Origin of the sequence: Pseudomonas sp. MF5691, from assembly GCF_016405645.1 — a bacterium.
In the GTDB taxonomy this organism is placed as follows: Bacteria; Pseudomonadota; Gammaproteobacteria; order Pseudomonadales; family Pseudomonadaceae; genus Aquipseudomonas; species Aquipseudomonas shahriarae.
The window spans coordinates 494921-511277 of record NZ_JAEKDC010000001.1 but is presented as its reverse complement, the minus strand read 5'-3'; the positions used below and the strand labels follow the sequence as shown (position 1 = coordinate 511277).

General features: G+C 61.5%; 14 protein-coding genes. 4 read left to right on the top strand and 10 right to left on the bottom strand.

Annotated features, from left to right (window positions below):
• Positions 1–59: 59 nt before the first annotated feature.
• The 10 genes from tadA to lptF form a co-directional block, all read right to left on the bottom strand.
• The gene (gene tadA, locus JFT44_RS02410; protein WP_057958555.1) at positions 60–551 is read right to left on the bottom strand and encodes a tRNA adenosine(34) deaminase TadA; all 492 of its coding nucleotides are present in this window, start codon (positions 549–551) and stop codon (positions 60–62) included.
• Positions 551–1930: a multicopper oxidase family protein gene (locus JFT44_RS02405; protein WP_057438284.1), complete on the bottom strand. Its 1380-nt coding sequence runs from the start codon at positions 1928–1930 to the stop codon at positions 551–553. The genes tadA and JFT44_RS02405 overlap by 1 nt, the downstream gene beginning before the upstream one ends.
• A gap of 248 nt (positions 1931–2178) precedes the next feature.
• The gene (gene pdxJ, locus JFT44_RS02400) at positions 2179–2922 is read right to left on the bottom strand and encodes a pyridoxine 5'-phosphate synthase (protein ID WP_057438282.1); all 744 of its coding nucleotides are present in this window, start codon (positions 2920–2922) and stop codon (positions 2179–2181) included.
• Between the two features lie 51 nt (positions 2923–2973).
• Positions 2974–3663 carry a DNA repair protein RecO gene (gene recO / locus JFT44_RS02395; protein ID WP_057438280.1) on the bottom strand — a complete coding sequence of 230 codons (690 nt, stop codon included), beginning with the start codon at positions 3661–3663 and terminating at the stop codon, positions 2974–2976.
• Positions 3664–3829: 166 nt separating this feature from the next.
• Complete coding sequence (gene era / locus JFT44_RS02390; RefSeq protein ID WP_029297473.1) at positions 3830–4732, bottom strand: GTPase Era; 903 nt, start codon at positions 4730–4732, stop codon at positions 3830–3832.
• Positions 4725–5414, bottom strand: coding sequence for a ribonuclease III (gene rnc / locus JFT44_RS02385; protein WP_029297476.1), 690 nt, complete (start codon positions 5412–5414; stop codon positions 4725–4727). Before rnc ends, era begins: the two co-directional genes overlap by 8 nt.
• A gap of 154 nt (positions 5415–5568) precedes the next feature.
• Positions 5569–6423 (bottom strand): signal peptidase I, encoded by an 855-nt coding sequence (gene lepB, locus JFT44_RS02380; RefSeq protein WP_057958554.1) that lies wholly within the window; start codon positions 6421–6423, stop codon positions 5569–5571.
• 5 nt (positions 6424–6428) lie between these two features.
• Positions 6429–8228, bottom strand: coding sequence for a translation elongation factor 4 (lepA, locus tag JFT44_RS02375; RefSeq protein ID WP_198830316.1), 1800 nt, complete (start codon positions 8226–8228; stop codon positions 6429–6431).
• Between the two features lie 152 nt (positions 8229–8380).
• Positions 8381–9460: an LPS export ABC transporter permease LptG gene (gene lptG, locus JFT44_RS02370; protein WP_186625887.1), complete on the bottom strand. Its 1080-nt coding sequence runs from the start codon at positions 9458–9460 to the stop codon at positions 8381–8383.
• Positions 9453–10571 (bottom strand): LPS export ABC transporter permease LptF, encoded by a 1119-nt coding sequence (lptF, locus tag JFT44_RS02365; RefSeq protein ID WP_057958552.1) that lies wholly within the window; start codon positions 10569–10571, stop codon positions 9453–9455. The genes lptG and lptF overlap by 8 nt, the downstream gene beginning before the upstream one ends.
• A 282-nt stretch (positions 10572–10853) precedes the next feature.
• Here lptF and JFT44_RS02360 point away from each other — a divergent pair, with 282 nt between their 5' ends.
• From JFT44_RS02360 to JFT44_RS02345, 4 genes are all read left to right on the top strand, one after another.
• A complete protein-coding gene (locus JFT44_RS02360) occupies positions 10854–12344 on the top strand; it encodes a leucyl aminopeptidase (protein WP_198830315.1) in 1491 nt (496 codons plus the stop codon).
• A 65-nt stretch (positions 12345–12409) separates the two neighbouring features.
• Positions 12410–12838 (top strand): DNA polymerase III subunit chi, encoded by a 429-nt coding sequence (locus JFT44_RS02355; RefSeq protein ID WP_057438270.1) that lies wholly within the window; start codon positions 12410–12412, stop codon positions 12836–12838.
• Positions 12839–12845: 7 nt separating this feature from the next.
• On the top strand, positions 12846–13229 hold the full coding sequence (locus JFT44_RS02350) for a hypothetical protein (RefSeq protein WP_057958551.1): 384 nt from the start codon (positions 12846–12848) through the stop codon (positions 13227–13229).
• 152 nt (positions 13230–13381) lie between these two features.
• Positions 13382–16228: a valine--tRNA ligase gene (locus JFT44_RS02345; RefSeq protein ID WP_120734106.1), complete on the top strand. Its 2847-nt coding sequence runs from the start codon at positions 13382–13384 to the stop codon at positions 16226–16228.
• Positions 16229–16357: the final 129 nt, after the last annotated feature.

Genomic DNA, 16357 nt, shown 5'->3' with positions numbered 1-16357 from the left:
GCCCTGAGAAAATGCAGATCAAAAATGTGGGAGCTGGCTTGCCTGCTACCACATTGAGGTCAGGGTTTAGCCCGGCGCGCCTTGAAGAACTCACTCAACACCGCTCCGCACTCCTCGGCCAGCACCCCGCCTTCATACATCACCCGATGATTGAGAAAGCCCTGGGTAAAGAACTGCCCCTGGCTTTGCACAATCCCCGCCTTGGGCTCCAGCGCGCCGTACACCACCCGCGCGATGCGCGAGTGGACGATCAGCCCGGCGCACATGCTGCACGGTTCCAGGGTCACATACAGGGTGCTGCCCGGCAGGCGGTAGTTGCTGACGGCCTGGGCCGCCGCGCGGATGGCGACCATCTCGGCGTGGGCGCTGGGGTCGCTGCCGCTGATCGGGCAATTGAAGCCGCGCCCGATGATTTCGCCGTCCTGCACCAGCACCGCACCCACCGGCACTTCGCCGAGGGCCGCGCCCTGGGCGGCGAGGGCCAGGGCTTCGCGCATAAAGTCCTGGTCGCGGCTGCGGTCGATAATCGCCGTCGGGCGTATCTGGCGCATCACGCCACCTCGATGGCGGCCATCAGGCCGGTTTCCATATGGTCGATCACATGGCAGTGGAACATCCACACCCCAGGGTTATCCGCCACCAACGCCACGCGAGCGCGCTCGTTCTTGCCCAGCAGGTAGGTGTCGGTGAAGTACGGCGTGACTTTGTGGCGGTTCGAGGCGATGACCTTGAAACTCATGCCATGCAGGTGGATCGGGTGCTGGTACTGGGTCATGTTCTTCAGTTCGAAAATATAGCTCTTGCCCAACTCGAGCTTGGCAATCGGGCGGTCGGCGCAGGTCTTGTCGGTGATATCCCAGGCCTGGCCGTTGATCTGCCACAGGCTCGGCGGCCTGTTTTCGACATCGACCGAGACCGAGCCGACCCATTCGAAATTGAAGTTGAGCTTCTCGGCATTCGCCAGGTCGGGCTCGGCAATCGGGTTGGCCGGCAACGCCGGTGGCCACTCGCCGGGGGCGTCGGTGTTGGCCACCGAGCGGAAGGTGCCCAGGCGCACCGGGCCATTGCGGATCGACAGCTCTTCGCCGGCCGGCGGGGCTTTGATTGCCAGGCAGATGCGCATGCCCGGGCCCAGCCAGTATTCCTTGCCCAGGGGCCGTGGCTCGATGGGGTTGCCGTCCAGCGCGTAGATCTGCGCCTCGACGTTGGGGATATTCAGGCGATAGGTCAGGGTGTTGTCGAGGTTGAGCAGGCGCACCCGGGTGATTTGCCCGGCAGGCAGGTCGATGACCGCCTGCGGCACACCGTTGATGGTCGACAGGCGCCCGGCCGTACCGCCACGGGCTGCTTCGCGGGGGATGCTGAACTCGACAAATTCACCCTGCTCGTCGATATGCCAGTTTTTCAGGCTCAGGGTGCGTTCGTGCTGGAAGCCGGTGGGCTCGCGCTCTTCGACAATCAACGGGCCGACCAGGCCACGACCCAGTTCTTCGCTGCTGCTGACATGGGGGTGATACCAGTAGCTGCCGGCATCCGGCACGCGGAACTGGTAGTCGAAATACTCACCGGGCAATACCGGCAGTTGCGAGACGTAGGGCACGCCGTCCATTTCCAGGGGCAGGCGGATGCCGTGCCAGTGGATGGTGGTGGCAACCGGCAGATGGTTGATAAAGCGCACCCGCAGCCATTCGCCCTGGCGTACGCGCAACTCGGTGCCCGGCGCCGAAGGGCCAAAGGCCCAAGCCTCGGTCTTGTGTCCCGGCACCAGTTCCACGTCCAACGGTGCGGCGATCAACTCGTAATCGCGCCCGGCGCTGGCGTCCGCGACTTTCCCCAGCCAGTAGCGATAGGCGCCACCGGCACCGACACCCACGACTGCCAGGCCGACGAGGCCACCAAGGATTTGTCGACGGGAAAAGGATCGGGACACAACAACCTCACAAATCTGCGCAGGCCCAAGGCCCGCAAAGGGCAAATACGATACACCCCTGCCGGCTAAACAGTAAGGCTTCGCATTGCCGCATGTGGGAAAGGCCTTATGTGGGAGCAAGCTTGTGTGGGAGCGGGTTTGCCCGCGATAGCGCTGTGTCAGTCAATAGAGGTATCGACTGAAACGCCCTTATCGCGGGCAAGCCCGCTCCCACACAAGCCCGCGCCACGTTGAATCTTTGGCGTTGATTAGGGCTTGGCGGCAGCCAGGATCAGCGCTTTCATTTCGGCAACCGCTCCTTTGAAACCGACGAACAGCGCGTGCGCCACCAGCGCGTGGCCGATGTTCAGTTCGTTGATGCCCTTGATCGCCGCCACGGCTTCGACGTTGTGGTAGTGCAGGCCATGGCCGGCGTTGACGATCAGGCCCTCGCGCAGGCCACAGGCCACGCCGTCGATGATGCGCTGCAGTTCTTCGGCCACTTCGGTGGGGGTGGTGGCATCGGCGTAGCGGCCGGTGTGCAACTCGATGGCCGGGGCGCCCACGCGGCGCGAGGCTTCGATCTGCCGTTCGTCGGCGTCGATAAACAGCGAGACTTCACTGCCGATCTGCGACAGGCGCTCGACCGCCGCCTTGATCCGCGCTTCCTGGCCGGCGACATCCAGGCCGCCTTCGGTGGTGAGTTCCTGGCGGGTTTCCGGGACCAGGCAGATATGCGCCGGACGGATGCGCTCGGCGAAGGCCATCATTTCTTCGGTGATGCCCATTTCGAAGTTCATGCGCGTTTGCAGCACATCCTTGAGCACCAGTACGTCGCGCTCCTGGATGTGCCGGCGGTCTTCGCGCAGGTGCACGGTGATCCCGTCGGCGCCGGCTTCTTCGGCATCCAGCGCGGCCTTGACCGGATCAGGGTAGCGAGTGCCCCGGGCCTGGCGCAGGGTGGCGACGTGGTCGATGTTGACGCCAAGAAGAATGCGATTGCTGGTGGTCACGGAAGCGCTCCTGAAAAGGGAAAGAATCGGCGCACAGCATACACGGGGATGTCAGGGCTTTCGAAACAACTCGCGACTGACCAGCGGCCGACCGCCCAGATGCACGGCCAGGGCCTGGCGCATCAAGCGCTTGGCCGCAGACAAGGCACCGGGGGCGCTCCAGTCGGCGTCGGCCATGGCCAGCAACTCGGTGCCCTGGAACAGGCCGGGTTGCAGCAGGTAGACGCGCTCCAGGCCTGCATCCACCTGCAGGCGGTACATGCCGTCGCTGGCGATGGGCTCGCCGTGCAGGTCGTTGCTCAGTTCAAAACCGTAGCCCAGGTCGTCGAGCAGACGCCACTCGAAAGCACGCAACAGCGGCTCCAGGGGGCGGCCTTCGGCCAGGGCCAGCAGGGTCGCAGCGTAGTGATCGAACACCGCGGGGTGCGGGTCTTCGGCGGGCAGCAGGCGGATCAGCAGTTCATTGAGGTAGAGGCCGCTGAACAGCGCCTCGCCATTGAGCCAGGCCGAGGTGCCGATGCTTTCCAGGCGGCCGACGTTTTTCAGCTCGCCCTTGCCGCGAAACTCCACGTCCAGGGCCACGAATGGCCGCGCCAGCGTGCCCGCCTTGCCCCGCGCACTGCGCAACACCGCGCGCAGCCGGCCCTGGGGCGTGAGGAAGTCCACCAGGGCGCTGGTCTCGCGGTAGGCGCGGCTGTGCAGGACGTAGGCGGGTTGGCTGGGGGGTGGGGTTGGGGACATGGGGTTCTCGCTGCGGGAACACGGTCTGGAAAACAACGACTATCCAATGTGGGAGCGGGCTTGCTCGCGAATGCGGTGGGTCAGCCAAAGCATCTGGTGACTGATCCATTGCATTCGCGAGCAAGCCCGCTCCCACATTTTGTCCTGCGGTGTTACTAAAGGCTGATTACAGGTCGCCGTAGCCCAGGGAGCGCAGTGCACGCTCATCATCGGACCAGCCACCCTTAACCTTCACCCACAGGTTAAGCATGATCTTGGAATCGAACAGCAATTCCATGTCCTTGCGCGCCTCGGTGCCGATGCGCTTGATGCGCTCGCCCTTGTCGCCAATGATGATTTTCTTCTGGCCGTCACGTTCGACGAGGATCAGCGCATGGATATGCAGGGTCTTGCCCTGCTGCTTGAACTCTTCGATTTCCACGGTGATCTGGTACGGCAGCTCGGCGCCCATCTGGCGCATGATTTTCTCGCGTACCAGTTCAGCGGCGAGGAAGCGGCTGCTGCGGTCGGTAATCTGGTCTTCCGGGAAGAAGTGCTCGTTCTCCGGCAGGTAGCCGGCGATCACCCGCTCCAGGGCTTCGAGGTTGTGCCCGTGCTGGGCCGAGATCGGCATGATCTGGGCGTTCGGCAGTTGTTCCTGCAACCAGCTCAGGTGCGGCATCAGCTCGGCTTTGTCTTCGATGCGGTCGGTCTTGTTCAGCGCGACGATCAAAGGGCCGGTGACGTACTGCACACGCTCCAGCACCATCTGGTCTTCATCGGTCCACTTGGTGCGGTCAACCACGAAGATCACCACGTCGACGTCTTTCAACGCCGCCGAAGCGGTCTTGTTCATGTAGCGGTTCAGGGCTTTCTCGCCGCCTTTGTGCATGCCCGGGGTGTCGACGTAGACCGCTTGCACGTTGCCTTCGGTCTTGATGCCCAGCATGTTGTGGCGGGTGGTCTGCGGCTTGCGCGAGGTGATCGCCAGCTTCTGCCCGAGGATGTGGTTGAGCAGCGTGGACTTGCCCACGTTGGGACGGCCGACGATGGCAACATAGCCACAGCGTGTTGCGGTTGAATCAGTCATGGCCATTCTCCACGCCCAGGGCAATCAGTGCTGCAGCGGCCGCTACCTGTTCGGCAATACGACGGCTCACACCCTGACCTCGGCTTTTTTCGTTCAATAAGGTGACTTCGCATTCGACGAAGAACACACGGCAATGCGGCTCACCCTGGATATCCACCACTTCGTAGCGTGGCAGTTCGCAGCCGCGCGACTGCAAAAATTCCTGCAGGCGGGTCTTGGGATCCTTGTTGGTATCCACCAGGGTCAGGCTGTCGATTTCCGACGCCAGCCAGGCCATGACCCGCTCCTTGGCCACTTCCATCCCGGCATCGAGATAGATCGCGCCGATCAGGGCTTCCAGGGCATCGGCCAGGATCGACTCGCGACGGAAACCGCCGCTTTTCAACTCGCCGGACCCCAGGCGCAGGTACTCGCCCAGGTCAAAACCACGGGCCAGTACGGCCAGGGTCTCGCCTTTCACCAGGCGCGCACGCAGGCGCGACAGCTGGCCTTCACGGGCCAGGGGGAAGCGGTTGAACAAGGCTTCGCCCGCGGCGAAGTTGAGAATGGCATCACCGAGGAATTCCAGGCGTTCATTGTTGCGCCCGGCAAAACTGCGATGTGTGAGGGCAAGGACCATCAATTCCTGGTCCTTGAAGGTGTAGCCGAGCTGACGCTCAAGACGACTCAAAGAAACGCTCACGGTTTACCTACTTTCAGTACGTGGCGGCAAAGGCCATCGACGATTAACGCTGTGTTCAAATTCAAATCCTGGCAATGCTGCGTATCGCTCGAGGCCGGACCAATGTCCAAGCCCCAGAAAAGCATTCGGCGCTGTGTTCACAGCGCCGCATGGATTACTTGATCAGCCCCACCCGCGAGAAGTTCGGCAGGTGGCTGAGTTTGGGTTCGGGCCAGCTCATCCAGACCGCGAAGGCCTTGCCGACGATATTCTGGTCCGGAACCATGCCCAGCAGCTCCTTGGGAATGCTTGGATCATCCCAGTAGCGGCTGTCGTTGGAGTTGTCGCGGTTGTCGCCCATCATGAAGTAGTGCCCGGCAGGCACGGTCCACTGGTTGTCGGGCGGCGAACGGTAGCGGCTCATTTCCTTGCGGATCTGGTGCTCTACCGCCCCGAGTTTTTCCTCGTACAGCTCGGCGCTGCCCAGGGTATTAGGCTCGGCACCGATGAGTTTCTCAGCCACCGACTCGCCATTGACGAGCAGGCGTTTGTCGCTGGTGTAGCGAATCACGTCACCCGGCAGGCCGACCACACGCTTGATGTAGTTGACGTTCGGGTCGCTTGGGTAGCGGAACACCATCACATCGCCGCGCTGCGGATCACCCACCTCGATGATTTTCTTGTCGATCACCGGCAAGCGGATCCCGTAGGAAAACTTGTTCACCAGGATAAAGTCGCCCACATCCAGGGTTGGCTTCATCGAACCCGAAGGAATCTGGAACGGCTCTACCAGAAACGAGCGCAGCACCAGCACGATGAACAACACCGGGAAGAACGACTTGCCGTATTCAACCAGCAGGGGCTCTTTGTTCAGCTTCTCGATCACCACGCCATCGGGCTGGCTGACGCTGCCCTGATAGGACGCGATGGCCGCCCGGCGACGCGGGGCGAAGAACAGCAGATCGAGCAGCGCCAGGAAGCCACAGACGGCAACGGCGATGACCAGCAACAGCGGGAAATTTAGTGACATAGGACCTAACTATCCAACCTGAGCACCGCAAGGAAGGCTTCTTGTGGAATTTCCACGTTACCCACTTGCTTCATGCGTTTTTTACCGGCCTTTTGCTTCTCAAGCAGCTTGCGCTTACGGCTGACGTCGCCGCCATAGCATTTGGCCAGTACGTTCTTTCTGAGAGCCTTGACGGAGGTCCGCGCAATGATCTGCCCGCCAATGGCGGCCTGGATCGCAACGTCGAACATCTGGCGCGGAATCAGTTCCTTCATCTTCTCGGTCAACTGGCGACCTTTGTAGTGCGCATTATCCTTGTGCACGATCAGCGCCAGGGCATCGACCTTGTCGCCGTTGATCAGCACATCGAGCTTCACCAGATTGGCCGATTGATAACGGTCGAAATGGTAATCCAGCGAAGCATAGCCGCGACTGGTGGATTTGAGACGGTCAAAGAAGTCCAGGACCACTTCGTTCATCGGCAAATCGTAGGTCACTTGGACCTGGGTACCGAGGAACAGCATGTCGTGCTGCACGCCACGCTTTTCGATACACAGGGTAATGACGTTGCCCAGGTGTTCCTGCGGCACAAGAATATTGGCGCGCACGATCGGTTCGCGCATGTCTTCGATCAACGACAGATCCGGCAGCTTGGACGGGTTGTCGACGTAAATCGTTTCACCGGTTTTCAGCGCCAGCTCAAAAATAACGGTTGGCGCGGTGGTGATCAGGTCCAGGTCGTACTCGCGCTCCAGGCGCTCCTGGATGATTTCCATGTGCAGCATGCCCAGGAACCCGCAGCGGAAGCCGAAGCCCAGGGCGTCGGAGCTTTCCGGGGTGTACTGCAACGACGAGTCGTTGAGGGTCAGCTTTTGCAGGGCTTCGCGGAAATCCTCGAAGTCATCGGAGCTGACCGGGAACAGGCCGGCGTAGACCTGGGGCTGGATGCGCTTGAAGCCTGGCAGCACGTCAACATCAGGCGTCGAGCTCAAGGTCAGGGTGTCACCGACCGGCGCACCGTGGATGTCCTTGATACCGGCGATGATGAAGCCTACTTCACCGGCTTTCAGATCAGTGGTAGCGGTGTGCTTGGGGTTGAATACACCGACGCTGTCCACCAGGTGGATCTTGCCGGTGGACTTGACCAGAATCTTGTCGCCCTTCTTCACCCGGCCATGGCGCACGCGTACCAGGGACACAACGCCCAGGTAGTTGTCGAACCAGGAGTCGATGATCAACGCTTGCAGCGGATCTTCGTAGTTACCGGTTGGCGCAGGAATGGTCTTGACCAGGCGCTCGAGCACTTCGTCGACACCCAGGCCGGTCTTGGCGCTGCACTCGACGGCGTCGGTGGCGTCAATGCCGATGATTTTTTCGATTTCTTCCTTCACACGGTCCGGATCGGCCTGTGGCAGGTCGATCTTGTTCAGCACCGGCATGACTTCCAGGCCCTGCTCGATCGCGGTGTAGCAGTTGGCCACGGACTGGGCTTCAACGCCCTGCCCCGCGTCCACCACCAACAGCGCGCCTTCGCAGGCGGCCAGGGAACGGCTGACTTCGTAGGTGAAGTCGACGTGGCCCGGGGTGTCAATGAAGTTCAGCTGGTACTTGATACCGTCTTTGGCGGTGTAGTACAGGGTAACGCTGTGGGCCTTGATGGTGATCCCGCGCTCGCGTTCGAGGTCCATGGAGTCCAGGACCTGGGCTTCCATTTCACGCTCGGCAAGGCCGCCGCACATCTGGATGAATCGATCGGCCAGCGTCGACTTACCATGGTCAATGTGGGCGATGATGGAGAAATTGCGGATATGACTCAAATCACTCACGGATCAACACTCAAAAAGGCTGCAGGCAGATTGCCCGCTGAAAAATAGCCGGGAATTGTACCTGATGCTCAGGCCAGACGTCATCTTTGACGACCAATAACAAAAATGCCCCGTTCTTGCGAATGGGGCATTTTTTATTCAACAACCGCGGATCAACCGGCCCGCCGCAGCAGCCAGAACCCGGCCAGGGCACAGATGCCGGTCGGCACCAGCACCGCAAACAGCGGCGAGAAGCCGAATACCAGGCTCGACGGCCCCAGCAGGTCCTGGGCAATGCGGAAGGTGAAGCCGACCAATACCCCGGTAAATACCCGCTGGCCCAGGGTTACCGAGCGCAACGGGCCGAAAATAAACGAAATCGCCATCAGCACCAGGGCAGCGGTCACCACCGGCTGCAACACCTTGACCCAAAATGCCAGCCAGTAGCGGCCGTTGTTCAGGCCCTGGTCCTTGAGGTAGTGGATGTAGCTCCACAAACCGGAGATCGGCAGGCTTTCCGGGATCATCACCACGGTATTGAGCAGTTCCGGTTTGAGGGCGATGTCCCAGGTCTGTGTCGGCTCGTTGATCACCTCGGTGCTGGCCTCGGTGCCTTTGCCGGGGTTGCGGAAATGGGTAGTGGTGACATCGCTCAGCACCCACTGGTTGTCATTGAACTGTGCCCGTTTGGCAAAGCTCGACGACAGCATGTGGCGCTCTTCATCAAAGCGATAGCGGGTCACACCCACCAGCAGGCCACCGGGTTGCACGGCGTTGATGTGGATAAATTCATCGCCCTGGCGGTGCCACAGGCCCCGCTTGGAGCTCTGCGCGTCGCCCGAGCCCTGGGCCAGCGCACGGTTGGCCTGGGCGGTGGTTTCCGCCGGTGGCGCCACGTATTCGCCGATCAATACGCTGGTGGCCATCAGCAGCAGCATGGGTTTCATCACCGCCCAGACGATACGGGCAATGGACACCCCCGCGGCGCGCATGATGGTCAGCTCGCTGTTGCTGGCCAGGCTGCCCAGGCCGATCAGGCAGCCGATCAGTGCGGCCATCGGCATCATGTCGTAGAGCCGGCGCGGCGCGGTCAGCGCCACGTAGCTCAGTACGTCAGTGACCGTATAGGTATCGGTGACGTTGCCCACTTCATCAATGAAGGCAAACAACGACGCCAGGCCGAGGATGATGCCCAATACCGCCAGGATGGCGACCAGTACGCTGCTACCGATGTAGCGATCCAACTTACCCACGAGCCATCTCCTTCATGCCGCGACGGCTCTGCATTTTCAAGCGAATCGGTTCCCAATACAGCAGGCCCAGGCCAATTACCAGGAAGATGCCGTGGACCCACCACAGCCCCAGGGTCGGCGACAGCTTGCCCTTCTCCAGGGAGCCACGGGCGGAAATCAGGATGGTCAGGTAGGCCATGTACAGCAGGATCGCCGGCAGCAGCTTGAGGAAGCGGCCCTGGCGCGGGTTGACCCGGGACAGCGGCACCGCCATCAAGGTGACGATAAACACCAGCAGTGGCAGGGAAATACGCCATTGCAGCTCGGCAATCGAGCGCAGTTGCTTGCTGCCGATCAGGGCTGAGGTCGGGATGGCATCGCGGTCGGTGACCTCGTTGCTCACATCCGGCCGGGCCAGCATGACCCCGTAGGTGTCGTACTTGATGGCACGGTAGTCGGCCTGGCCGGGGCTGCCGTCGTAGCGGTAGCCGTTTTCCAGGATCAGGTAGCGGCTGCCGTCCGGACGCACTTCCTGGCGCCCGCTATCGGCCACCAGCACGGAAATGCCTCGGTCTTTCTTGTCCTGGCCCAGGCGCTTCTCGGAGATGAACACACCGCCGAGGTTGGCCCGATCGTCGGTCATGCGCTCGGTGTAGGTCACGCGGGTGCCGTCGTTGAGCGCCTGGAAGCGCCCCGGTTCGAGGGTGTCGAACTCGGTCATCGCGTCCTGTTTGTTGAGCACCAGCTGAAATTGCATGGCGCCCTGGGGCGCCAGGCTCAGGCTCAGCCAGGCCACCACCAGCGCTACGCCGGTGGCCGGGACCATGGTCATGGCCAGCAGACGCTGCTGGCTCATGCCGGTGGCCGACAGCACGGTCATCTCGCTTTCGAGGTAGAGCCGGCCATAGGCCAGCAGGATCCCGAGAAACAGGCCCAGGGGCAGGATCAGTTGCAAGAAGCCAGGCAGGCGGAACCCCATGATCAGGAACAACGAGCCTGGATCCAGGGCACCCGAGGCGGCCTGGGCCAGGTATTTGACGAAACGACCACTCATGATGATGACCAGCAGTACCGCACTTACGGCACTCAGGGTCAGCAGAACTTCGCGGGACAGATAACGGAAGACGATCAAACCAGACACTCCAGGGTTGTCAGGCTAAGGCGGCCAAACAAGCAAGCATATCAAGTCGCCCCGTTGACACGGGCCGGCGAAAAAGATGGCGCATTATCCTGTGATTGTCCGCGCCTGTCACGGAGCTTGCTCACACCCATGCACAAAGCTGGCGTCAAGGGTTGTCAGGCTCGGGCGGCGCGGTACAAACTGCGGGCTTTGTCGCGGCCGTCTACAGGCGGCCCAGCCCACAGGCCGGAGTACAGACTCCAGGCTCTTTGACCTTATATAAGGGACCCGAACATGGAATTGGTTGTAAAAAGCGTTAGCCCCGAAACGTTGAAGACCGCCACCCTCGTGGTCGCCATCGGCGAAGGCCGCAAGCTCGGCGCGGCCGCCAAACAAGTCGATAAACTGAGCGGTGGCGCCATCAGCGCGGTGCTCAAGCGTGGCGACCTGGCCGGCAAAGTCGGGCAAAGCCTGCTGTTGCAAGGCCTGCCGAACCTCAAAGCCGACCGCGTGTTACTGGTGGGTGTGGGCAAGGATGCCGAACTGGGCGACCGCCCGTTCCGCAAGATCATCAGCGCCATCCTCAACACCCTCAAGGGTCTGGGCGGCAGCGATGCGGCACTGGCGCTGGACGAAATCGTGGTCAAGGGCCGCGACAGCTACGGCAAGACCCGCCTGTTGGCCGAAACCCTGCTGGACGGTGGTTACACGTTCGAACAGTTCAAGAGCCAGAAAGCCGAACCCGGCGCCCTGAAGAAAATCACCCTGCTGACCATCAAGGCCGCCCAGGCTGAAGTACAGCGCGCCACCACCCACGCCCAGGCCATCGCTGCGGGCATGGCGTTCACCCGCGACCTGGGCAATATGCCACCAAACATCTGCCACCCGACCTACCTCGGTGAACAGGCCAAGGCCTTGGGCAAAGAATTCAAGGGCCTGAAAGTCGAAGTCCTCGACGAGAAGAAGATCAAAGAACTGGGCATGGGCTCGTTCTATGCCGTGGGCCAGGGCAGCGACCAGCCGCCCCGCCTGATCGTCATGCAATACAACGGCGGCAAGAAGGCCGACAAACCGTTCGCCCTGGTCGGTAAAGGCATCACCTTCGACACCGGCGGCATCAGCCTCAAGCCGGGTGCCGGCATGGACGAGATGAAGTACGACATGGGCGGCGCCGCCAGTGTGTTCGGTACCCTGCGCGCCGTGCTGGAGCTCAAGCTGCCGATCAACCTGGTGTGCATCCTGGCCTGTGCCGAAAATATGCCGAGCGGCGGTGCTGCCCGCCCAGGCGATATCGTGACCACCATGAGCGGCCAGACCGTGGAAATCCTCAACACCGACGCCGAAGGCCGCCTGGTGCTGTGCGATGCCCTGACCTACGCCGAGCGCTTCAAGCCCCAGGCAGTGATTGATATCGCCACCCTGACCGGCGCCTGCATCGTCGCTCTCGGTTCCCACACCTCGGGCCTGCTGGGCAACAACGACGAGCTGGTCGAGCAATTGCTCAGCGCCGGCAAGGCGGCCGACGACCGCGCCTGGCAATTGCCCCTGTTCGATGAGTACCAGGAGCAACTGGACAGCCCGTTCGCCGACATCGCCAACATTGGCGGGCCAAAGGCCGGCACCATCACGGCGGCGTGCTTCCTGTCGCGTTTTGCCAAGAACTTCAACTGGGCTCACCTGGATATCGCCGGCACCGCCTGGACCAGCGGTGGCAAGGACAAAGGCGCTACCGGCCGTCCGGTGCCGTTGCTGACCCAGTACCTGCTGGATCGCGCCAAAGCCTAAACGCAACTCTGTAGGAGCCGATTTACAGGCTCCTACAGGTTTTTGCGTGCCTGCCTGGAAATGTAATGACCCAAGTCGACTTCTATATATTGCCCAGCGCCGATCCGTCGGCTCGCCTGGACTTTGCCTGCAAACTCACGGAAAAAGCCTGGCGCATGGGCCACCGCATCTACCTGCACTGCAGCGATGCCGCCCAGCGTGACGACCTCGATGCCCGCCTGTGGCGCTTCAAGGGCGAGAGCTTTGTGCCCCACGGCCCCGCAGAATCGGAGCCGGACAGCCAGGTGGTGCTGGGTGTGGGCGACAGTTGTGGCGATCACCATGACCTGCTGGTCAACCTGGACCTGAAAGTGCCAGCCTTCGCCAAGGGGTTTGCCCGGGTCGCGGAAGTGGTGGTGGAAGATCCGGCTATTCGTCAGGCCGCGCGTGAGAGTTTCCGTTTCTACCGCGAACAGGGCTATTCTCTGCAAGATCACCGATTACAGCGACTCTGAGCACATGATGGACACTTCAAATCCGCTAAAACCGTCTGACCACCTGCTGGACGACCTCGAGTCGATCCGCCAGTTGCTGGGTGATGACAACCTGCAACCGCCGCTGCTGACCGATACTGTCGCAGAAGAGGTACAGATCCCCCTGCTGTTCGATACGGTCGGCGCCAAGCCAGCCGCCGCCGCGCCGGTCGAGCCGCCCGTCGTCCAGGCAGCGCCCGCCGCCGAAAAAGCCCCCGATGCCCTGTTGCTGCACCTGGACAACGAACTGCGCGCCGCTGCGCAATTGATCATGCAGGACGTGATCGACGACTTTGCCCCGCATATCGAAACCGAGATCAAGCGCCGGATGGATGCGCGGATGGAGCGGTTGCTTAGCCAGTACCAGTCCTAAGCCACATAGATATCCCCTGTAGGAGCGGGCAAGCCCGCTCCTACATTTGACCCGCGCCAGCCTTAGCCCCTCTCTTCGTCTCGCCCTCTCCCCTATCCCTCGTTATACTTGCCGGCTTTCCTGAATAAATGCCAACTAGGGTCCCGCCGCGCATGGATAAGACCTACCAGCCGCACGCTATTGAAACTTCCTGGTACCAGACCTGGGAGTCCGAGAATTATTTCGCTCCGCAAGGTGCGGGCGAGTCCTACACCATCATGATTCCGCCGCCGAACGTCACTGGCAGCCTGCACATGGGCCATGGCTTCAACAATGCGATCATGGATGCGTTGATCCGTTTCCGCCGTATGCAGGGCCGCAACACCCTGTGGCAGCCAGGCACCGACCACGCGGGTATCGCCACCCAGATGCTGGTAGAGCGCCAACTGGAAGCCACCGGCCAAAACCGTCACGACCTGGGGCGCGAGAAGTTCCTGGAGAAGATCTGGGAATGGAAAGACCATTCCGGCGGCAATATCAGCCGTCAGATCCGTCGTCTCGGCTCGTCGGTGGATTGGAGCCGCGAGCGCTTCACCATGGACGATGGCCTGTCGGAATCGGTCAAGGAAGCCTTCGTGCGCCTGCATGAAGATGGCCTGATCTACCGTGGCAAGCGCCTGGTCAACTGGGACACCAAGCTGCACACAGCGATTTCCGACCTTGAAGTGGAAAACCACGACGAGAAGGGTTTCCTGTGGAACCTCAAGTACCCGCTGGCCGACGGCGCCAAGACCGCCGAAGGCAACGACTACCTGATCGTCGCTACCACCCGTCCGGAAACCATGCTCGGCGACGCTGCCGTAGCGGTTAACCCGAACGACGAGCGCTACCAGGCGCTGATCGGCAAGTTCGTCGAGCTGCCGCTGGTAGGCCGCCGCATCCCGATCATCGCGGACGACTACTGCGACCCTGAATTCGGCACCGGCTGCGTGAAAATCACCCCGGCCCACGATTTCAATGACTATGAAGTCGGCAAGCGCCATAACCTGCCGCTGCTCAACATCTTCGACAAGAACGCCGCCGTATTGCCGGCCTGCCAGGTGTTCAACCTGGACGGTACGCTGAACGACAGCATCGACGGCAGGATCCCGGCCGAATACGCCGGCCTTGACCGTTTCGAAGCGCGTAAGCAGATCGTTGCCGCCTTCGACGCCGCTGGCCTGCTGGTCAGCGTTGACGACCACGCCCTGAAAGTGCCAAAAGGCGACCGTTCCGGCACCGTGATCGAGCCGTGGCTGACCGACCAATGGTACGTGTCCACCAAGCCGCTGGCCGAGCCGGCAATCGCGGCTGTGGAAGACGGCCGTATCCAGTTCGTGCCTAAACAGTACGAAAACATGTACTTCTCATGGATGCGTGACATCCAGGATTGGTGCATCAGCCGTCAGTTGTGGTGGGGCCATCGCATTCCGGCCTGGTACGACGAGTCGGGCAAGGTCTATGTCGGCCGCGACGAAGCCGAAGTACGCGCCAAGAACAATCTGGGTCCGGACGTCGCGTTGCAACAGGACAACGACGTACTCGACACCTGGTTCAGCTCGGGCTTGTGGACGTTCTCCACCCTGGGCTGGCCGCAACAGACCGAGTTCCTGAAAAAATTCCACTCCACCGACGTGCTGGTCACCGGCTTCGACATCATTTTCTTCTGGGTTGCCCGGATGATCATGCTCACCATGCACTTGGTGAAGAATGAAGACGGCACCCCGCAGGTACCGTTCAAGACCGTGTACGTACACGGCCTGGTGCGTGATGGCCAAGGCCAGAAGATGTCCAAGTCCAAGGGCAACGTCCTGGACCCGCTGGATATCATCGACGGCATCGACCTGGAAACCCTGGTGCAGAAACGCACTTCGGGCCTGATGCAGCCAAAGCTGGCGAAAAAGATCGAGAAGCAGACCCGCGACGAGTTCGCCGACGGCATCGCCAGCTACGGCACCGACGCCCTGCGTTTCACCTTCTGCTCGCTGGCATCCACCGGTCGCGACATCAAGTTCGACATGGGTCGCGTCGAAGGCTATCGCAACTTCTGCAACAAGATCTGGAACGCAGCGCGCTACGTGCTGGACAAGGGCGAAGACTGCGGCCAGAACGGCGAAGCCTATGAGCTGTCTCTGGCTGATCGCTGGATCATCTCGCAGCTGCAGCGCACCGAAACCGAAGTGACCCGCCAACTCGACCAGTTCCGTTTCGACCTGGCCGCCCAGGCCTTGTACGAGTTCATCTGGAACCAGTATTGCGACTGGTACCTGGAACTCTCCAAGCCGGTGCTGTGGGACGAGAACGCGCCGGTCGAGCGCCAGCGCGGTACCCGTCGCACCCTGGTGCGCGTGCTGGAAGTGGCGTTGCGCCTGGCGCATCCGTTCATGCCGTTCATCACCGAAGAAATCTGGCAGCGCCTGGCGCCGCTGGCCGGTATCGAAGGCAAGACCATCATGCTGCAACCTTGGCCAGTGGCCAATGAAGCACGCATCGACGAGGCTGCCGAAAGCGATATCGAATGGCTCAAGACCCTGATGCTCGGCACGCGCAATATCCGCGCCGAGATGAACATCGGCCCCGGCAAGCCTTTGGCGGTGTTCGTGAAGAACGCCAGTGCCGAGGACCAGCGCCGTCTCACCGAGAATGACGCCCTGCTCAAGAAGCTGGCGAAGCTGGAGTCGATCACCGTATTGGCTGACGGCGCCGAAGCACCGCTGTCTGCCACCGCACTGGTCGGCGAGATGGAAGTGCTGGTGCCAATGGCCGGCCTGATCGACAAAGGTGCCGAGCTGGCGCGCCTGGACAAGGAAATCCTGCGCCTGCAGGGCGAAGTGCAGCGCGTGGGCGGCAAGCTGTCCAATGCAGCCTTCGTGGACAAGGCCCCGGCCGAAGTCATCGACAAGGAACGCGCCAAGCTGGCCGAGGCCGAACAGGCGTTGGGCAAGCTGGCGGAGCAACGTGCGCGGATTTCCAGCCTGTAAGAGGCAACCCGGGTAAAAAAAGAGACCTTCGGGTCTCTTTTTTTTGGCCCTGGAAAACACCCCGCTTCCCACATTTGCCCGGGGCGGGCTCAGGATGTGTGACAATGGCCGCCACTTTGAGCCAACACC